The following is a 19,133-nucleotide window of genomic DNA, read 5'->3' on the forward strand; positions in this document are numbered from 1 at the left end:
GTTTATGAGCAATCCAGACTTTCCACGACCTGGAGCACTACATAATTGCGAGCGCACAAAACTGACAGCGTCTCTGCGGATTAGTTACACTCCCCGGCTTTGCCGCAACGCCTGGAGCTTTAACTTCCGTGCCCGTTCTGCGCCTTCCGATTCTGCCTGCTGCAGCAGGCAAACAACATTGGGGTAACCTCCCCGGTGCCGCCCTGAGTCTCGCCATTGCCGAGGCTGCCAGCGCCGCGAAACGCTTCACCCTGCTGCTCACCGCAGACAGCCAGAGCGCCGAGCGCCTGGAACAGGAACTGAAGTTTTTCGCCCCCGAGCTCCCGGTCCTGCATTTCCCCGATTGGGAAACCCTGCCCTACGACCTGTTCTCTCCTCATCAGGACATTATCTCCCAGCGCATCGCCAGCCTTTACCGGCTGCCGGAGCTGGTGCACGGCGTGCTGGTGGTGCCGATTACCACCGCGCTGCACCGCCTGGCGCCGACCAGTTTCCTGCTGGGCAGCAGCCTGGTCCTCGACGTGGGCCAGAAGCTCGACGTCGACGCCATGCGCACCCGCCTTGAAGCCAGCGGTTATCGCTATGTCGACACGGTGTATGAGCATGGCGAATTCACCGTCCGTGGCGCGCTGATCGACCTGTTCCCGATGGGCAGCAAACTGCCTTACCGCATCGACCTGTTCGATGACGAGATCGAAACCCTGCGCACCTTCGAGCCGGAAACACAGCGCTCCATCGACAAGGTCGATTCGGTGCGTCTGTTGCCGGCCAAAGAATTCCCGCTGCAGAAGGAAGCGGTGACGCGTTTCAAGGCGCGTTTCCGCGAACGCTTTGACGTCGACTTCCGGCGCAGCCCGATCTTTCAGGACTTGAACAGCGGCATCACGCCGGCCGGTATCGAGTACTACATTCCGTTGTTCTTCGAAGAAACCTCCACGCTGTTCGACTACCTGCCCCAGGACACCCAGGTGTTCTCGATGCCAGGGATCGAAGCGGCGGCCGAGACCTTCTGGAAGGACGTGCGCAACCGCTATGAAGAACGCCGGGTCGATCCCGAGCGGCCGTTGCTGCCGCCGGCGGAGCTGTTCCTGCCGGTGGACGATTGCTTTGCCCGCCTGAAAAACTGGCCCCGAGTGGTCGCGAGCCAGGATGACGTCGAAAGCGGCGTCGGTCGCGAGCGTTTTCCGGCGCAGGTCCTGCCGGATCTGGCCATCGAAGCCAAGGCAAATCAACCGCTCGCGGCGCTGTCGAAGTTCCTCGGCGAGTTCCCGGGACGCGTGCTGTTTACGGCCGAATCCGCCGGTCGCCGTGAAGTGTTGCTGGAGCTGCTCGAACGCCTGAAGCTGCGCCCGAAAACCCTGGACAGCTGGCAGGAGTTCGTCGACAGCAAGGAGCGTCTGGCGATTACCATCGGGCCGTTGGACGAAGGCCTGGTGCTGGAAGAGCCGGCGCTGGCGCTGGTGGCGGAAAGCCCGTTGTTCGGCCAGCGGGTGATGCAGCGTCGTCGTCGCGACAAGCGCGCCGACAGTCACGCCAGCGATGCCGTGATCAAGAACCTGGCCGAGCTGCGTGAAGGCGCCCCGGTGGTGCACATCGACCACGGTGTCGGCCGTTACCTGGGGCTGGCTACGCTGGAGGTCGAGAACCAGGTCGCCGAGTTCCTCATGCTGGCCTACGCCGAAGAGGCCAAGCTGTACGTGCCGGTGGCCAACCTGCACCTGATCGCTCGCTACACCGGCAGCGATGACGAGCTCGCGCCCCTGCACCGTCTGGGTTCCGAAGCCTGGCAGAAAGCCAAGCGCAAGGCCGCCGAACAGGTGCGCGATGTGGCCGCCGAGCTCCTCGATATCTATGCCCGCCGCGCGGCACGCGAAGGGTATGCCTTCGCCGATCCGAAGCTTGACTACGACACCTTCAGCGCCGGCTTCCCGTTCGAAGAAACCCCGGATCAGCAGACCACCATCGAGGCCGTGCGCGCTGACATGCTTGCGCCCAAGCCCATGGACCGTCTGGTCTGCGGCGACGTAGGTTTCGGCAAGACCGAAGTGGCCATGCGCGCGGCGTTCATCGCCGTGCACGGCGGCCGCCAGGTGGCGATTCTGGTGCCGACCACCCTTCTCGCTCAGCAGCATTACAACAGTTTCCGCGACCGCTTCGCTGACTGGCCGGTGACGGTCGAAGTCATGAGCCGCTTCAAATCGGCGAAAGAGATCAACGCCGCCGTGGCCGACTTGGCCGAGGGCAAGATCGACATCGTCATCGGCACCCACAAATTGCTGCAGGACGATGTCAAGATCAAAAACCTGGGGCTGGTGATCATCGACGAAGAGCACCGCTTCGGTGTGCGTCAGAAGGAACAGCTCAAGGCCCTGCGCAGCGAGGTCGACATCCTGACCCTCACCGCGACGCCGATCCCGCGCACCCTGAATATGGCCGTGGCCGGCATGCGTGACCTGTCGATCATCGCTACCCCGCCGGCGCGTCGTCTGTCGGTGCGCACCTTCGTCATGGAGCAGAACAAGCCGACCGTCAAAGAAGCGTTGCTGCGTGAGTTGCTGCGCGGCGGTCAGGTTTACTACCTGCACAACGACGTAAAGACCATCGAAAAATGCGCGGCGGACCTGGCCGAACTGGTGCCGGAAGCGCGCATTGGCATCGGCCACGGGCAGATGCACGAGCGCGATCTCGAACAGGTGATGAGCGACTTCTACCACAAGCGTTTCAACGTGCTGATTGCTTCGACCATCATCGAGACCGGCATCGACGTGCCGAGCGCCAACACCATCATCATTGAGCGCGCCGACAAGTTCGGTCTGGCCCAGCTGCACCAGTTGCGCGGCCGGGTCGGGCGCAGTCACCACCAGGCGTACGCCTACCTGCTGACGCCGCCGCGCAAGCAGATCACCCCGGATGCCGAAAAGCGTCTGGAGGCGATCGCCAACACCCAGGACCTCGGCGCAGGCTTCGTGCTCGCCACCAACGACCTGGAAATCCGGGGCGCCGGCGAACTGCTCGGCGACGGCCAGAGCGGGCAGATTCAGGCGGTGGGCTTCACCCTGTACATGGAAATGCTCGAACGCGCGGTGAAGTCGATCCGCAAGGGCGAGCAGCCGAACCTCGACCAGCCGCTGGGTGGCGGTCCCGAGGTCAATCTGCGAGTGCCGGGGCTGATTCCCGAGGCCTATTTGCCGGACGTTCATACGCGCCTGATTCTGTACAAGCGCATTGCCAACGCCGCCGACGAAGAGGGTCTCAAGGACCTGCAGGTCGAGATGATCGACCGCTTCGGTCTGTTGCCCGAGCCGACCAAGAATCTGGTGCGCCTGACGTCGCTGAAGTTGAAGGCCGAGCAACTGGGCATCAAGAAAGTCGACGCCGGGCCCCAGGGTGGACGCATCGAATTCGCGGCGGAAACCCCGGTCGACCCGCTGACGCTGATCAAGCTGATCCAGAGCCAGCCCAAACGCTACAAGTTCGAAGGCGCAACGCTGTTCAAATTCATGGTGCCGATGGAGCGCCCCGAGGAACGTTTCGCCACGCTGGAGGCGCTGTTCGAGCGCTTGACCCCACCGCCTTCCAAAAAATCGGCTTAAGGATTCACCATGGGTTTGATCCGCTCCTTCACCCTGCTGCTGGTGCTGTTTGCCCCGGCGGCCTTCGCCGATGGCACCTATCAGGTTGAACTGATCCTGTTCCGCCAGAACGGCGAACCGGCGGCGACCAATCAACCCGCGCCGGAAGACTGGGCCGCCGGGGCGCAACAGCTGGGCACGGACAGCCAGACGCCCACAGCGCTGGACGGTCTGGCGAACAAGCTGGAATCAAGTGACGGCTATAACGTGCTGCTGCACAAAGCCTGGCAACAGGACCTCAGTGCTACGCCGAGCAAGGTGGCGATCAGCGACGGCCAGGAGCAGTTCGGCCACTTCCCCATAGAGGGAACCGTGAGCCTGGGTCTGGCGCGCTTTACCGACATCGACGCGAACTTCTGGGTCAATCAGCTGGACAGCCACGGCGTGCTGGTGACCAGCGAGCGCATGCGTCAGGCGACCCGGGTCAGAAACGGAGAACTTACTTATATGGACAACGGAAGCCTCGCCATGCTGATCAAGGTTTCTCCCGTCCAGCCACCCCGTTGACGCAGGCCTAGACGTGGCGTCCAACCTGGAAAAAGCCCTCGCCCTGCCGTGGGAACCGCTGTTCAAAACGCAGTCGGTCGAGCGCGGTCTGGAGTACGCGCGGCAGCAGCGCGTCATGCTCGAACACTTGAGCGCAGACGTCGTGCGCACGGTCTGCCGGGGCTCGAGCCTGGAGATCTATACCCAGACGCTGTTGTTCAAGGACCCGGAGCGCACGCGCAATTTCATCGTCGGCAAATGCACCTGCCCGGTCAGAAACAACTGCAAGCACTGTGCGGCGGCGCTGTTCTTTTTGCAGGACCCGGAAAACAGCCCCGGGATTCTGGCAGCGGTCGACGGCGAATCGGTTGCGCGCCGGCCGAAAGTCGTCGAGCAAAAACCCAAGCTGCCCGAGCGCCTGGAAAAAAACATCAAGCCCGAACCGCGGCTGATTCTCGCCAGCTTCGAGTACAGCGCCTACGAGCCGCGCAACGGCAAGATGCAGCGGCACATCCAGCACCGCGCGGCCCTGGCGTTTCGTTACCGCGAGTCCTATGTGTCCGGCGTGCCCGCACCCGGCCGTGGCGGCGACATCCTCTGGCATCTGCCGGACGAAATATTGCGCACGCGCCGCCATCCGGAGCGTGAAGGCGAGTACCGCAAGCAGCTGCAGGAGCTGGGCTTTCGCATCGCCACCCGGCAGAGCAAGGCGCTGCCCGACAGCGCCGGCGAAATGTTCGAGCTGCCCACCGACAAGGCCTGGCTGAGCTTCATTCTCGACGAGTTGCCCCGGCTGCGCGCCGAAGGCTGGCAGATCGAAATGAGCGAAGACTTCGGCTTCGACGTGACCCCGGTGGACGACTGGTACGCCGTGGTCGACGACGAACCGGAGCGCGACTGGTTCGATCTGGAGCTGGGGATCATCGTCAACGGCGAGCGGCTGAGCCTGCTGCCGATCCTGATAAACCTGCTGCGCACCCACCCCGAGCTGATGACCGCCAGCGGTATTGCCAAGCGTCGAGACGACGAGCAGTTGCTGGTTCAACTCAATCATTTCACCCAGCGTGGCGGCGTGCCGATTCAGGTGGCGCTGCCTTATGGCCGGCTGAAACCGGTGTTGGCGACCCTCGGCGATTTCTACTGGCGCGAGGACGGCAACAACGCCATTCGCCTGAGCACCGCCGACGCCACGCGGCTCCGGCAGCTGGATGACCTGCCGCTGGTGTGGCAAGGCGGCGACCGGCTGCGGCAGTTTTCCGAGCGACTGGTGAACATCAAGGATGTGCGCGGCGAGGTGCCGGAAGGCCTCAACGCGACGTTGCGGCCTTATCAGCTGGAGGGCTTGAGCTGGATGCAGGCACTGCGCGAGCTGGAAGTCGGCGGCGTGCTCGCCGATGATATGGGCCTGGGCAAGACCCTGCAAACCCTGGCGCACCTGCTGCTGGAAAAACAGGCCGGGCGACTGGACCGGCCGGCGCTGGTGGTGATGCCCACCAGCCTTATTCCCAACTGGATGGACGAGGCGAAGCACTTCACGCCGCAACTCAACGTGCTGGCGCTATTCGGCACCCAGCGCCATCAGGACTTCAAGCGTTTGCAGGAGTACGACTTGATCCTGACCACGTACGCGCTGCTGCCCCGCGACGTCGAGGTGCTCAGCCAGCAACTGCTGCATGTGCTGGTGCTCGATGAAGCGCAATACATCAAGAACCCCAACAGCAAAGCGGCCCAGGCGGCGCGTCAGTTGAACGCCCGGCAGCGTCTGTGCCTGAGTGGCACGCCGCTGGAAAACCACCTGGGCGAGCTGTGGTCGCTGTTCCATTTCCTGATGCCCGGCTGGTTGGGGGATGCCAAGCAGTTCAACAGCAATTACCGCACGCCGATCGAGAAGCTGGGCAACGAGCAGCGCCTGGAGCACCTCAACGCGCGGATCAAGCCGTTCCTGCTGCGCCGGACCAAGGAGCAGGTGGCGACCGAGCTGCCGCCGAAGACCGAGATCGTGCATTGGGTCGAGCTCAACGACACCCAGCGCGATGTGTACGAAACCATGCGTCTGGCGATGGACAAGAAGGTCCGCGACGAGATCACCCGTAAGGGCGTGGGGCGCAGCCAGATCATCATTCTTGAAGCGTTGCTCAAGCTGCGGCAGGTCTGCTGCGACTTGCGGCTGGTCAACAGTACGCCGGTCAATCCGCGGCAGTCCAGTTCGGGCAAGCTCGATAGCCTGATGGAGATGCTGGAGGAGTTGTTTGCGGAGAACCGCAAGATTCTGTTGTTCTCGCAGTTCACCTCGATGCTGGAGTTGATCGAGGCGGAGTTGAAGCAACGTGGGATCGCGTATTCGCTGTTGACCGGGAAGACCAGGGATCGGCGGGTGCCGGTGCAGGATTTCCAGAGCGGCAAGCATTCGATTTTTCTGATCAGTCTGAAGGCGGGCGGCACGGGGCTGAATCTGACGGCGGCCGATACGGTGATTCACTACGATCCGTGGTGGAACCCGGCGGCGGAGAATCAGGCGACGGATCGGGCGTATCGGATTGGTCAGGATAAGCCGGTGTTCGTGTACAAGATGATTGCGCGGGGGACGGTGGAGGAGAAGATTCAGCATTTGCAGCAGGAGAAGGCGGCGCTGGCGGCCGGTGTGCTGGATGGGCGCAAGGCCGGGGACTGGAAGTTGCAGGATGAGGATATTGCGGCGTTGTTTGCGCCGTTGCCGGTGGTGGCCAAAAAGGTGAAGCGCTAAGGACATCAAGATCAAGAGCGTCTGCCTGGGGGCAGACTGTTTCGCCTTCGGCGAGTTACTTGGAAAAGTCGAAAGTCGCACCATCCCCAAGTAACCAAGGGTGCTTGCTCTCGGTTGGGCCCTTCCTTCGTCAGGGTACCCTCACTCCGACGACGCTCCGTGGGCCCGCGCCGAACGGACATCCATGTCCTGACGGCGCTCTCGCCGCATCCATGCGGCTCGGCCCACTCCGCGTCGTCTGCGTTCGGCCTGCACCAAAGTCGCGATTGGCGGTGACTGGTCTTCTTTCGTACGAAGATCAAAAGCGCGCTTACGCTTAGTAGGACCGGCTTTAGCCGGGAAGCCTTTGATTTGATCGTTCCCACGCTCTGCGTGGGGATGCATCCCCTGACGCTCCGCGTCACCGGTCTCACTGATGCAACGCGCGCTTTTAGTGGGACCGGCTTTAGCCGGGAAGAGGCCAGCTGAGGCGCTGGATTTTTTGGATCTGTTTGAAGGGGACTGATTTATTTACAGCGCTTCACCGTCAATTAATCTGTCCCCGCGTCAGCCACTCGCTCACCCCGCCGCCCGCACGTCTTCTCCCGCCCATTTCACGTAACACACCACCACTGGCATGTTGTGTTCGGCGCAGAAGTCGATCCAGCGCAGTTGGTTGTCTTGCAGGCGGTCGCCGGGGCCTTTGACTTCGATCATTCGGTAGCGGCGTTGTTCGGGGTAGAACTGGATGAGGTCGGGCATGCCGGTGCGGTTGGCTTTAATGTCTTGCAGCAGGCGGCGGAACCAGCGTTTCAGGTGTTGAGCCGGGAGGCAGTGCAGCGCTTGGTCCAGTAATTCGGGGGTCAGGGTGCCCCAGAACACGAAGGGCGATTGCAGGCCAAACTTGCTGGCGTAGGTGTCGCGGATCACCGCTTCGTAGCGCTGGTTGTCGAGTTGCGCCAGGCATTCGTCGAACAGGGCCGCGCGGCGCTGATAGAAGTCCGGGCTGTAGAGGTCGCTGGGGGCGCTGTGGAACGGGTGGAAAAAAGCCCCCGGCAACGGCGCAAAAATCGCCCGCCAACAGAGCAGACCGAACAGCGAATTGACCAGCGCATTCTCGACGTAATGCACCTCGCTCCCCTCTTCCGCCAGGTGCTGCTGAATCAGCCGTTCGACGCTGTGATCGGGCAGCGGCAGCACGCTCAGATCAAGCCGGCTGACCGTACGCTTCAATCTCTTCTGCACACTGCCTTCGCCCAGCTTGCGTTTCAGACGCGGCTGAATGCGCAGCAGGTGCTGGGTTTCCTCATCGTTTTCCGGTGCCGATTGCGCTTGCAGCAGCAACGTCATTGCGTCGAGGAATTGCTCACTGCGTTCCAGCACGCGAATCCTGCGCACACGGGCGCCGGGGTAGCTGGACTGCGCGTAGACACTGAGCGCCAGCGGCCAGTCCTGCTCGCGCTCGGCTTGCTGACCGATCTTGAACAACAGCTTGGCGCGACGCATGGCCAGCCAGGGGTTGTCGGTCTCGACCGCCAGCGCTTGAGGCGCCAGGTCGGCCAGTGCCATGCCGTCGTCTAGCGCCTGTCGGCAGTTGTGCAGGTGCAGGCAGATGTCGATGTCGGCGCGTTGATTGATGCCGCGGGACTCGACGGAAAATTCGACTGTCTCGTAGCGATAGATGCCCAGGTCCGCGAGGACGAACTCCGACCATTCCTGATACAGATTGCCGAAGTACAGCAGGCGAAGCCGGTCGCACAGGGGCATGACCTGGAGGGCGAAGATGACTTCTTCGAACCCGGCAAACCAGTGCTCCAGGCGCTGGGGTGCTTCGTAGATCGGCAACAGGCGCTGCAAGAGGTCGGATTTTTTCTCGGCGCTTTTGACGCCGTGGGCTTTGAAACACTCGCCCAGCTCATCTTTGCGCAGCAATGCGAACAGGGCGTGGAGGTCCAAATGGGGTTGGCCGTCGACCCAGCCTGTTTCCAGCAACGGCGCGGCGGCGAGTCGGACATCGCCGATTTCTGCGTAATCCAGCTTGCTGGCGCGAAACAGCGTGCCTTTGCGCATGACCATGCGCACCAGCAACGCCTGTGCCGGTTGCGGCAGCTGGGCAAAATCGTTGATGAAACGCCGCTCGTCTTCATCGAGCAGGTCGTCGTAGCGCTGGGCGATCCAGTTCAGCACCTGGCGGAAGTTTTCCAGGTAGTAAAACGGATTGTCGAGGGGAGAAAGGCTCACGGCGAGGTCACGTAAAGGCTGACGGAAGAGCGTCAGGATACTGGTTATCCGTACAGATTCCAGCCTTGCCTGCTGTAGGATGGCGCCGGCCCGATCAACGGCGCAGACCAAAGGGCCCTGTCCACCCGCTACACTCCCTCAACGTATTTTCAGGAGATCGCCATGCCTTCCACCGGCAAACCCCTTGTTTATCTCGCGGGCTTCGACGTGTTTCGTGCTGATGCCATCGACCACGGCCGCAGGTTGAAAGCGTTGTGCGATCAGCACGGTCTGGAGGGGTTGTACCCTTTCGATAACGACGTGCCCCAAGGGCTTACGCCTGAAGAAGCGGCCGCGGTCATTTGCAAGGCCAATATCGCAATGATCAAACGCTGCGACGGCGTGCTGGCGAATCTAAACGCATTTCGTGGTGCCGAGCCGGATTCAGGCACCGCCTTCGAAGTGGGCATGGCCGTCGCGCTGTGCAAGCCGGTCTGGGCGTATTTTGAAGCAAACGGGTCGCTACGCGACCAGATCGAACATGACGCGGCGGGCTTCGATGCGCAGGGGTTTCAGGTAGAAGATTTCGGTCTGCCGCGCAATTTGATGCTGGCGTGTACCTGGGCTGGCAGTAGCGAGACGGCGGAACAGGCGGTTGAAGCATTGGCAGCGTATTTGCCTGGCTGAATGCAGATCCCTGTGGGAGCGAGCTTGCTCGCGATGGCGTCGTATTTACCACTGAATATCCAGCGGATGTACTGGCCTCTTCGCGAGCAAGCTCGCTCCCACAAGGTTTGCATCTGCTGCGAGACCGCGGAGCAGTTTAAGACTGGAGATATCCGACAATCGAGCGCTGACGCCCTCTTCTATTCCAGGTTCGACGAACTGATGTCCAGCTTGTCAGTGTCCGCAAACTCGTCCAGGTCCAGTTCGCTTAAATCCAGCTCGCCCTCGGGATCGCGGTCTTCGTCGGAGTCGGCGTCGTTGAGGGGCGATTGGTCACCGCCGAAATGATCGCCATCGTGTGCCAGATAGGCCATTGATTGGGTGTCTGGCTGGCGGGTCTGTACTTGCATCTGTACCTGCATCATTGACGCTCCGAAAGTGAATGGCTCCACGCAGGCTAACCCAACCGGCGGGTTAAAAGCACAGCTCAGGACCAATTGAGGAAAGATCCGCCATCATCGCGCAGCATCTGCACCATGGCGTGGGCGGCAGGCGACAAATAGCCCTCGCGGCGTAGCATCACGCAAATGGTCCGGGTCATGGTGGTCTGTTCCAGCGGCACCTCGCGCAGGTCCTGCATGTTCTTGCCGAACTCCAGCGTCTCCCGGGCGATGAAACTCAGCAGGCTGGTCTGGGCGATCAGCCGAGGCAGCAGGGAAATCGAGTTGGACTCGATCTGCACTTCCGGCAGCGGCAGGTCGTGGCGGGCGAAGGCGTCGTCGACCCAGATCCGCGACGACACCCCCGCAGGCGGCAACACCCAACGGTACCGACTCAAGTCGCGCATCTCGAATGGCGCAGTGAAGATCGGATGATTGCGGCTGGCGATCACCACCGCTTCGTCGGTGAGGATCGGGTAGTAGGTGAATTCCTCTTCGGCGCTGCGCTGGGCGCAGATGATCATGTCCAGGTGCCCGGAGCGCAGTTGCTCGCGGAGCATGTCGTCCTGGCCGATCACCAGCTTCAGTGTGACCTGCGGCGAGCGTTTGAGTAGTGCACTGGTCAGTTCCGGCAGCAGGTACTCGGCCATGGTCGCCGCACAGCCCAGACGGATATCCCCTACCGCGCCACTGGCAAAATCCCGCACCTCGCGCTGGGTCTGGGCGATGCTTTGCTGCAACACCTTGCCCCGCGCCTGCAGCAGTTCGCCCACGGGGGTGAGCTTGATTCTGCGGCCGTCGCGCTGGAACAGTTTGGTACCGAAGGATTCCTCCAGCCGCTGGATGCTTTTGGTCAACGCCGGCTGGCTGCGATTGAGCTTTTCCGCCGCGCGCCCCAGGTGACCGAGCTCGGCGATGGTTTCGAAATAGGTCAGGTCACGCAGGTCCATATATCAACCAAAGTTATCAATTCATGATTATTAGAAAATAGACTTGATCGATTGCGCTGTCGATACTGGGCGTCATTGGAAAACACCTACCAGGAAACGCCAATGCTCTGGAGATCCGCGTTGCCACGCCCCACCTCGTTCGCCCTCGCCCACCAGCACCCGCTCATCCAATGGTTGCTGCTCATCCTCATGGCCGGTAGCGCCGGCCAACTGTTCAAATACTTTCACGTACCCGCCGCGCTGTTTCTCGGGCCCATGCTGGTGGCGATCGGCTTCGGCGTCGCCGGGGCCAGCATTCGCCTGAACAAGCACGTGTTCCGTCTCGGTCAGGGCACGGTCGGGGTGCTGGTCGCCCATTCCATGACGGTCGGCGTTCTGCTGGCGGCGATGCAGTCGTGGCACGTCATGGTCTTCGCCACCTTGCTCACCGTTGCGCTGAGCGCGGTGGTCGGGATTGCCATGGCGCGGTGGGGCGGCATTCAGAGCAGCACTGCGGCGTGGGGCACTTCGCCGGGGGCGGCGTCGGCGATGGTCGCGATGTCCGAGGATTACGGCGCCGACTCGCGGGTGGTCGCCACCATGCAATACGTGCGGGTGGTCTGCGTGGTAATGGTCGGCGCGCTGGTCAGTCGGCTGCTCGGCGCCGATGCTGGCGGTTCGGAGGCCCACAGCACCGATGCGCTGCTGCACGGGATGAACCTGCTCAATCTGGGCTTGAGCCTGCTGGTGATCGGGGTCGGCGTGACGCTCGGCAGTCGCTTGCCAGCCGGGGCGTTGCTGGTGCCCTTGTTGCTTGGCGGCGCGTTGCAGCTGAGCGGCGTGCTGCAGATCACCCTGCCCACCTGGGTACTGGCGATTGCCTACGGCGCGATCGGCAGTTACATCGGCTTGCGCTTTGATCGGGTGACCATCAGCTATGTCTGGCGGCGGCTGCCGGCAATGATCGCTGGCGCGCTGGTGCTGATTCTGCTCTGCGCCCTGTCGGCCTGGGGCATCGCGGAAATCATGGGCAAGGACTTTCTCTCGGTGTATCTGGCCACCAGCCCCGGCGGCCTTGATGCCATGGCGATCATTGCCATCGACACCCACTCGGACGTCGGTTTCGTGCTGGCGATGCAGACCCTGCGGCTGTTCGCTGTGATCGTGACGGGCGCGTACATCGCCCGGCAAGTGATTCGTGTGTCGCAACGCTTCGCCTGAAAGCACGCAGCCAAATCCAGCGGCACGCACGCCGATGGAATCTTCAGCGAGCCGGCGACCTCCAACGCTGCACACTCATTGGAGGCGAACGCCATGGCCAAGTTGAAAATCGCCACGTTCAACATCAACGGCATTCGCGCGCGTTTGCCCATTCTGTTGCAATGGCTGGAAAAGGAAGCGCCCGACATCGTCTGTTTGCAGGAGCTCAAAGCCGCCGACACAGCTTTCCCCGCCGACGACATCCGCAATGCCGGCTACGGCGTGATCTGGCAGGGCGAGCCGTCATGGAACGGCGTGGCGATCCTGTCCCGGGACAGTGAGCCGCTCGAGATCCGCCGGGGTTTGCCGGGCAATGAGAAGGACAAACACAGCCGCTATCTGGAAGCGGCTGTGCAGGGCGTGATCGTCGGTTGCCTGTACCTGCCCAACGGCAATCCGCAGCCCGGGCCGAAGTTCGAGTACAAACTGGACTGGTTCGAGCACTTCATCACACACGCCGACTCGCTGTTCAAGAGCGAGCATCCGGTGGTGCTGGCCGGTGACTACAACGTCATCCCTACCGACAACGACATCTACAACACCCGCTCATGGCTCAAGGACGCCTTGCTGCAACCGGAAAGCCGCGCGTGCTTCGAGCGTTTGCTGGAGCAAGGCTGGACTGACGCCCTGCGCGCGAAATTCCCGGACGAGCGGATTTACACGTTCTGGGATTACTTCCGCAACCACTGGAAAACCAACTCAGGCCTGCGCATTGACCACCTGCTGTTGAGCAAGGACCTGGCGCCCACGCTTAAAAACGCGGGGGTGGACCGCTGGGTCAGGGACCTGCCCCACGCCAGCGACCATGCACCGACGTGGATTGAGTTGAAGGTTTGACCGAGATGCGCAAATCCTCAAACAACACATAACCTGCAGGAGTGACCCGGGTGGGGCTCCACCTTGCTCGCGAAGAGACCGGGACATGCACTACATCTTCAGCGGCTGAGACACCGCCTTCGCGAGCAAGCCCGGCTCCCACATGGAACTGCGCCTGATCCAGTAGCGGCGGTGGCGCGCACCACCGGTTTTGTGGCGGACGCACAACAGAAATCACCCGCACAAACCTGTGGGAGTGAGCTTGCTCACGAAGGCGGCAGTTCAGGCGCTAAAGATATAGCGGATGTACTGGCGTCTTCACGAGCAAGGTGGAGCGCCACCCCGGTCGCTCCCACAAAGGTCGCGTTGGCCTTCAGAGAGCGCAGGATCCCGCGAACTAGGCCCGGCTCGCCAACGCCGTCGCCAGGCTTTGCTCCAGCGGTAGCACCGGCAACAGCGTCGCCTGATAGGCGTGATACAAATCCGGCTTGCCGGCCCAGATGTCGGCGCTGGGTTTGTTTTCAGGGTTGAGCTCGTGGCGCCAGCTGCCGTTTTCGTAGTCGATGAACAGCGTCTCGCTGAACTCCCAGAACGTCCGGTACCAGTCTTCGTATTGCTGCTCGTGGGTGCGTTGCAGCAGTGCGGCAGAGGCAGCAGCCGCTTCGGCGTGGGTCCAGTGCAAACGATGGCGAACCACCGGGCGGTTTTCCCAGTCGAGGGTGTAGACGATCCCCGGCGCGCCATCGACGTCCCAGCCATAGCGGCAGGCGTTTTCGAATAAACCGCGAGCGTCTTCCAGCAGCCAGGCCGGCGTTTCCAGCCCGGCCTTGCGCCGCGCCGCTTCCAGGTGCAGCACCAGCCGCGCCCACTCGAAGGCGTGGCCGGGCGTGGTGCCATAAGGGCGGAAACCGTCGTCGGGCTTGTCGACGTTGTAGTCGAGCATCGGCTGCCACTGCAGGGTGAAATGCTCGATCACTTGATGGTTGTTGCCAGCGGCGTGCTGATGGATGACCCGCTCGACGATGCTCAGCGCCCGATCCAGCCAGCGCGCATCGCCGGTGACGTCGGTAAGGGCGAGGAACGCCTCGGTGCTGTGCATGTTGCTGTTGGCGCCGCGATAGCTTTCTTCGTTGCGCCAGTCGCGGTCGAAGGACTCGCGCATGGCGCCTTCTTCATCGCTCCAGAAACGCCCGGTGATCACCTGAATCGCGTCTTCCAGCAGCGCCTGTGCGCCGGGGCGTCGAGCGACGACTGCCGAGCTGGCCGCCAATGCAACGAAGGCATGCAGGTAGGCGTTCTTGCCGGTGTCGGCGCTGTGCTCCAGAGGTCTGGCGAACCAGCCGCCATGCTCGGCATCGCGCAACGGCCCGGCCAGCGCCGCGATGCCGTGATCAACCAGCGCAGCGCAACCGGGAATGCCGTTGATGTGGGCCATGGCAAAACTGTGGGTCATGCGTGCGGTGTTCATGGTTTCGGCGACGGCATCGGCGGGGAGCCGGCCGAGGTCATCCAGATTGCCGAAGCCCTGGGGCAGCTTCGAGGCCTTGGCAAACGCCAGCAGCCGATTGCCCTCCTGCATCAGCCAGGCCGTGTGACCCGGGGAGCGCAGCCAACTGCTGAAATCGCGATTCACGTCATCCATTGCCCTTCACCTATCTCGTCGGCAGGTTCGGCCCGCCAGGAATTATTAGTCGGGGCGAATCATGCAAGCCGAGGGCAGCGACAGGCAAGTGAATGAGGTGAAAGGGTTGGCCAGCTACAAGCTGCAAGCTGCAAGCTGCAAGCTGCAAGCTGCAAGCTGCAAGCTGCAAGCTGCAAGCTGCAAGCTGCAAGCTGCAAGCTGCAAGCGCCAAGCGCCAAGCGCCAAGCAGCAAGCAGCAAGCAGCAAGCAACCATAGTTTTGCAATCAAACCCTAAACCGCGTGACCACCTGATTCAACTCCGCCGCCAGCCGGGACAGCTCGTTGCTCGACGCGCTGATCTGGTTGGCGCCGGACGACGATTGCATCGACAGGTCACGGATGTTGACGATGTTGCGGTCCACTTCCCTGGCGACTTGCGCCTGCTCTTCAGCCGCGCTGGCGATCACCAGATTGCGCTCGGAGATCTCGTTGATCGACGTGGTGATCCGGTTCAGCGACTCGCCGGCGCCCTGGGCCAGTCCCAGGGTTTCGGTCGCGCGGGTGCGGCTGATCGACATCGATTCCAGCGCCTCGGAAGAACCGCTGCGCATGGTCGTGACCATCTTGTCGATTTCCAGGGTCGACTGCTGGGTGCGGTGGGCCAGTGCGCGCACTTCATCGGCGACCACGGCAAAGCCGCGTCCGGACTCACCCGCCCGCGCCGCCTCGATGGCGGCGTTCAGCGCCAGCAGGTTGGTCTGCTCGGCAATGGAGCGAATCACGTCCAGCACCTTGCCGATGTCCTGGGACTGATCGGCGAGGTTCTGCACCAGTTCCGAGGTGTGCTGCACGTTGCCGGACAGGGTCTGGATCGAATTGACCGTGTCGATGACCCGGCTCTGTCCGTCGCGGGCCGCGGTGGTCGATTCGCTCGACGCCTGGGACGTCGACACGGCGTTGCGTGCGACTTCCTCGACGGCCGAAGTCATCTCGTTCACCGCCGTGGCGGCCTGTTCGATTTCGGCGTTCTGCTGATGCAGGCCGCGATGGCTGTCTTCGGTCACCGAATTCAGCTCGGTGGCGGCCGACGCCAGTTGGCTTGCCGAGTTACCGATCAGGCTCAGGGTCGAGCGCAGATTGGTTTGCATCTGCTGCAACGCGCTCTGCAAGCGAGTGACTTCGTCATTGCCCTCGACGCGAATGTCATGGGTCAAATCGCCCTTGGCCACGTATTCGGCGGCATCAACCGCTTCCTGCAGCGGGCGGACGATGCTGCGGGTCAGCCACACCGCCAGCACCACGGTGGCCAGTGCCGCGATCAGCACGAACACCAGCACCACGTTTCGGGAGTTGCCGTATTGGGTTTCTGCGGCGGCGCCTTCGAGCTCGACCTGATGGGAATAGAAGTCACCGAGTTCGCCCAATTGCGCGCCGGAGTTGTCGACCGCCGTCTTCATGTCCACCAGCAACAGCTTGTTCAGCGCCTTGAGGTCTCCGCTCTCAGCGAGCACAAAAGACTGGGTCAACCCCCGCTGATAATCGACCAGCGTCGCGCGGAATTTGACGTACAGCGCCTTCTCTTCCGGGGTGTCGATAAAGGCGTCGAGGCTGGTGAGTTTCTCGTCGAGGATCTTCGCACGCGCGTCCATCTGACCCTTGTAGACGCTGACGTTTTTCGGATCGGCATCAAGAGCAACCCGCAGCGAGATCGTGCGAATGCGCAGCATGGCCTCGCGGATGTCGTTGACCAGCCGCATGCTCGGCATCCAGTTGCTTTCGACGGCCACCTCGCTCTGGCGAATCGTCGACATCTGGCTCAGGGCGAACCAGCCGAGCAACGCGACCAACAGGGAAATCAGGGTAAACCCAAGGCCGGCGCGGCGGGCGATGGTCAGGTTGCGTAGGCTCATAACGGTCGGCTCATTCTTGTAGGGTCGGGACGCAAAGTCGTCAGATGACTACCGCTTATCGACGCTGCCGCAGGCTTCTTTAGCCAACCGCACGTGAAGAATCCGAACGCCCGTTCGAGAAAACATCGAACCCCGCCCGCTTGAGCGGTCTAGACCCTTAAGCCCGATCACACATTTAAGCGGAGGTGAATCATGCATCTGGAAGGTTCCTGCCATTGCGGCGCCGTCGAATTCAGCCTGACAAGCGCCCATCCCTACCCTTATCAACGCTGCTACTGCTCGATCTGCCGCAAGACCCAAGGCGGCGGTGGCTACGCAATCAATCTGGGCGGCGATGCCAAAAGCCTCAAGGTCAAAGGCAAGGACAGCATCGCCATCTACCACGCGAAGATGCGCGACGATGAGGGTCACCAAACCCACACCAGCAGTGCCGAACGGCATTTCTGCAAACGGTGCGGCAGCGGGCTGTGGTTGTTCAGCCCCGAGTGGCCTGAGCTGATTCATCCCTTCGCATCCGCCATCGACACCCCGTTGCCAATCCCGCCAGAGCACACGCACTTGCTGCTGAACTCCAAGGCGCCCTGGGTGGAAGTGGCCGCAGGGCCGAATGACCAGCAGTTCGAGGAATTCCCTGAAGAGTCGATCGCCGACTGGCATGAGCGGCTGAAATTGACCCGGTAGCCTGGCCGGGTGAAGTCACCAGGGCCGCCGGGCGTTCCTTCTGCAGTTAATGCAGATGGAGCGCCCGCCCAACCGACCACCCGATAATTCCCTGAACCTCTTCCCTGAGCGCCGACTCCGAACTAAAAGCCCCTAAGCCCAATAAAAAAGCCCACGAGGAAGCGCACATGCCTCTGCATCGAGTCGCCAGCCTGACCGACATTCAGCGAGATCGCGGTCTCCAGGTCGAGTTTGGCGAAACCAAGGCGCTGCTGGTTCTGCACGGCGACGAAGTCCGCGCGTTTCAAGCCTTCTGCCCCCATGCCGGCGCGCCATTGGCCGACGGCGCCATCTGCAACGGTCATCTCATCTGCCCTTGGCACAAGGCCGAATTTTCCATCGACGACGGCCATCTCTGCGAACCGCCTGCGCTGGATGCCCTGACTCGTTACCCCGTCCACGTCATCGATGGCCATGTGCACGTCGATGACCAGCCCGTCACCGCTGACACGCCGACGCTGGCCGAAGACAGCCGCTGCTTCGTCATCATCGGCGCCGGCGCCGCGGGCACAGCTGCCGCTTGCGCGCTCAGGGAAAAGGGCTTCAACGGTCGGTTGCTGCTGATCGACCGGGACGCCGCGCCCGGCTACGACCGCACCGCGCTGAGCAAATTTGTGCTGTCCGCCGAGATGGAAACCGATGAGATCCCTGCCCTGCGCGACGACGGGTTCTACCTGAGCAACCGCATCGAACGGGTGCACGGCGAAGTGATGAAACTGGACGTCGTCAACAAGCGCGTCACCCTGGCGGACGGGCGCCGCTTTGACTACGACGCGGCGCTGGTGACCACCGGAGGCGAGCCGCGTGGGTTGCCCCTGGAAGGCGCCGATCTGCCGCAAGTGCTGACCCTGCGCAGCCGTGATGACGCGCGCCGAATTTTGGCAGCAGTCCATCCCGGCAGCCACGCGCTGATCGTCGGCGACAGTTTTATCGGGCTGGAAGCGGCGTCGGCGTTGCGCACTCAGGGTGTCGACGTGACCGTTCTGGCCCATCACGAGGTGCCGTTTGCCAGCCAGTTAGGCGAGCGCGTCGGCAAAGCCTTGCGCGCGCTGCATGAGCAAAACGGCGTGCTGTTCCGCACCCACGTCGACGTCAGCCGGTTCGAGGGTGATGAACAAGATGGCCAGCAGGTGCTGCGAGCAGCCGTACTCAGCAATGGCGAACGGGTGGAAGTGGACCTGGCCCTGGTTGGCGTCGGCGTGAGCCCGGTGACGCATTTCATCGACGGTCTTCAGCTGGAAGACGATGGCTCACTGGCGGTCGACGACGGCATGCGCGCGGGCAAGGATCTGTGGGCGGCGGGCGACATTGCCACCTTCCCCCTTAGTCATCAGCCACGGCGCATCGAGCACTGGCGCCTTGCCCAACAGCAAGCACGCATCGCAGCGGGCAACATGCTCGGCGATGACCTGCACTACGCCGACGTGCCGTATTTCTGGACCTACCATTTCGAAAAGCGTCTGGACTACCTCGGCCACGCCGAAGACTGGGACGACATCGTCTACCTCGGCGAGCCGGAGCGATTTGATTTCCTGGCGCTCATCTGCAAGCAAGGCGTCGTCGCGGCCGTGGTCAGCTGTGAACGTGAAAGGCCGATGGCGATGCTCGCCGAACGCATGAAACAACCGCTGTTCAAAGACGAAGCGCTCATGCTGATTAATCAGATCGACGATTGAGATGCACGACGAAAATCCCTTATTCACCCGCACA

At 62.2% G+C, this 19,133-nt stretch carries 13 protein-coding genes and 1 pseudogene; 8 read left to right on the top strand and 6 right to left on the bottom strand.

From position 1 onward, the window contains the following. Nucleotides 1-128: 128 nt before the first annotated feature. From mfd to AC3ISG_RS15700, 3 genes are read left to right on the top strand one after another with little or no spacing between them, the layout of a single operon-like run. Entirely contained in the window at nt 129-3,593 is a 3,465-nt protein-coding gene (mfd, locus tag AC3ISG_RS15690) for a transcription-repair coupling factor (protein ID WP_489297382.1), read from the top strand. 9 nt (nt 3,594-3,602) lie between these two features. After that, on the top strand, nt 3,603-4,139 hold the full coding sequence (locus AC3ISG_RS15695) for a peptidoglycan binding protein CsiV (protein WP_272634053.1): 537 nt from the start codon (nt 3,603-3,605) through the stop codon (nt 4,137-4,139). A 13-nt stretch (nt 4,140-4,152) separates the two neighbouring features. Then, nucleotides 4,153-6,861: a DEAD/DEAH box helicase gene (locus tag AC3ISG_RS15700; RefSeq protein WP_489297383.1), complete on the top strand. Its 2,709-nt coding sequence runs from the start codon at nt 4,153-4,155 to the stop codon at nt 6,859-6,861. A 558-nt stretch (nt 6,862-7,419) separates the two neighbouring features. Here the strand turns inward: AC3ISG_RS15700 and AC3ISG_RS15705 are convergent. Next, on the bottom strand, nt 7,420-9,081 hold the full coding sequence (locus AC3ISG_RS15705; protein ID WP_489297384.1) for a VRR-NUC domain-containing protein: 1,662 nt from the start codon (nt 9,079-9,081) through the stop codon (nt 7,420-7,422). Nucleotides 9,082-9,243: 162 nt separating this feature from the next. On the opposite strand from AC3ISG_RS15705, the gene AC3ISG_RS15710 reads away from it, so the two are divergent. Beyond that, nucleotides 9,244-9,747 (top strand): nucleoside 2-deoxyribosyltransferase, encoded by a 504-nt coding sequence (locus tag AC3ISG_RS15710; RefSeq protein WP_489297385.1) that lies wholly within the window; start codon nt 9,244-9,246, stop codon nt 9,745-9,747. A 179-nt stretch (nt 9,748-9,926) separates the two neighbouring features. Here the strand turns inward: AC3ISG_RS15710 and AC3ISG_RS15715 are convergent, their stop codons facing one another. Together AC3ISG_RS15715 and AC3ISG_RS15720 are read right to left on the bottom strand one after the other, a co-directional pair. Continuing rightward, complete coding sequence (locus AC3ISG_RS15715) at nt 9,927-10,151, bottom strand: hypothetical protein (RefSeq protein ID WP_122538012.1); 225 nt, start codon at nt 10,149-10,151, stop codon at nt 9,927-9,929. A 62-nt stretch (nt 10,152-10,213) separates the two neighbouring features. Next, on the bottom strand, nt 10,214-11,116 hold the full coding sequence (locus tag AC3ISG_RS15720; protein ID WP_485618103.1) for a LysR substrate-binding domain-containing protein: 903 nt from the start codon (nt 11,114-11,116) through the stop codon (nt 10,214-10,216). Nucleotides 11,117-11,218: 102 nt separating this feature from the next. Between AC3ISG_RS15720 and AC3ISG_RS15725 the strand changes: the two genes are divergently transcribed. Continuing rightward, the gene (locus AC3ISG_RS15725; RefSeq protein ID WP_122538008.1) at nt 11,219-12,316 is read left to right on the top strand and encodes an AbrB family transcriptional regulator; all 1,098 of its coding nucleotides are present in this window, start codon (nt 11,219-11,221) and stop codon (nt 12,314-12,316) included. A 93-nt stretch (nt 12,317-12,409) separates the two neighbouring features. Then, nucleotides 12,410-13,192: an exodeoxyribonuclease III gene (locus tag AC3ISG_RS15730; protein WP_489297386.1), complete on the top strand. Its 783-nt coding sequence runs from the start codon at nt 12,410-12,412 to the stop codon at nt 13,190-13,192. A 376-nt stretch (nt 13,193-13,568) separates the two neighbouring features. Here the strand turns inward: AC3ISG_RS15730 and AC3ISG_RS15735 are convergent, their stop codons facing one another. The 3 genes and pseudogenes from AC3ISG_RS15735 to AC3ISG_RS15745 form a co-directional block, all read right to left on the bottom strand. Continuing rightward, nucleotides 13,569-14,813 carry a D-mannose isomerase gene (locus AC3ISG_RS15735; protein ID WP_489297387.1) on the bottom strand — a complete coding sequence of 415 codons (1,245 nt, stop codon included), beginning with the start codon at nt 14,811-14,813 and terminating at the stop codon, nt 13,569-13,571. 264 nt (nt 14,814-15,077) lie between these two features. After that, entirely contained in the window at nt 15,078-15,941 is an 864-nt protein-coding gene (locus AC3ISG_RS15740) for a methyl-accepting chemotaxis protein (protein WP_420793098.1), read from the bottom strand. Beyond that, nucleotides 15,936-16,703, bottom strand: a pseudogene (locus AC3ISG_RS15745) (MCP four helix bundle domain-containing protein); the annotation flags it as partial. The gene AC3ISG_RS15740 and the pseudogene AC3ISG_RS15745, both read right to left, overlap by 6 nt. Before the next feature lie 192 nt (nt 16,704-16,895). Between AC3ISG_RS15745 and AC3ISG_RS15750 the strand changes: the two are divergent. Both AC3ISG_RS15750 and AC3ISG_RS15755 read left to right on the top strand, forming a co-directional pair. Continuing rightward, the gene (locus AC3ISG_RS15750) at nt 16,896-17,384 is read left to right on the top strand and encodes a GFA family protein (protein ID WP_489297388.1); all 489 of its coding nucleotides are present in this window, start codon (nt 16,896-16,898) and stop codon (nt 17,382-17,384) included. Between the two features lie 167 nt (nt 17,385-17,551). Continuing rightward, nucleotides 17,552-19,099: an FAD-dependent oxidoreductase gene (locus tag AC3ISG_RS15755; protein WP_489297389.1), complete on the top strand. Its 1,548-nt coding sequence runs from the start codon at nt 17,552-17,554 to the stop codon at nt 19,097-19,099. The last annotated feature ends 34 nt before the right edge of the window (nt 19,100-19,133 follow it).

This window comes from Pseudomonas sp. GL_135 (assembly GCF_057834665.1).